Annotated in this window: 2 tRNA genes and 1 rRNA gene; all 3 read left to right on the forward strand. The window is 50.9% G+C overall.

What is annotated here, in order from left to right:
• Positions 1-64: ribosomal RNA gene (locus J5M57_RS28730) — 16S ribosomal RNA — on the forward strand; the annotation flags it as partial.
• 123 nt (positions 65-187) lie between these two features.
• Positions 188-264, forward strand: a tRNA-Ile gene (locus J5M57_RS28735).
• Between the two features lie 10 nt (positions 265-274).
• A tRNA-Ala gene (locus J5M57_RS28740) sits at positions 275-350 on the forward strand.
• The last annotated feature ends 51 nt before the right edge of the window (positions 351-401 follow it).

Below are 401 nucleotides of genomic sequence, written 5' to 3' on the forward strand. Positions count from 1 at the left end.
CATGACTGGGGTGAAGTCGTAACAAGGTAGCCGTAGGGGAACCTGCGGCTGGATCACCTCCTTAATCGACGACATCAGCTGCTCCATAAGTTCCCACACGAATTGCTTGATTCATTGAAGAAGACGATAGAAGCAGCTTTAAGCTCCAAGCTGATAGCTCTGAGCTAACAGTTACAAGCTCGAAATTGGGTCTGTAGCTCAGTTGGTTAGAGCGCACCCCTGATAAGGGTGAGGTCGGCAGTTCGAATCTGCCCAGACCCACCAATTTTGTAATGGGGCCATAGCTCAGCTGGGAGAGCGCCTGCCTTGCACGCAGGAGGTCAGCGGTTCGATCCCGCTTGGCTCCACCATAAACTGCTTCGAAAGTTTGAGAGTTTAGAAATGAATGTTCGCAGATGAAC

The sequence above is a fragment of the Pseudomonas sp. 86_A genome, assembly GCF_017491705.1.
Taxonomy (GTDB): Bacteria; Pseudomonadota; Gammaproteobacteria; order Pseudomonadales; family Pseudomonadaceae; genus Aquipseudomonas; species Aquipseudomonas koreensis.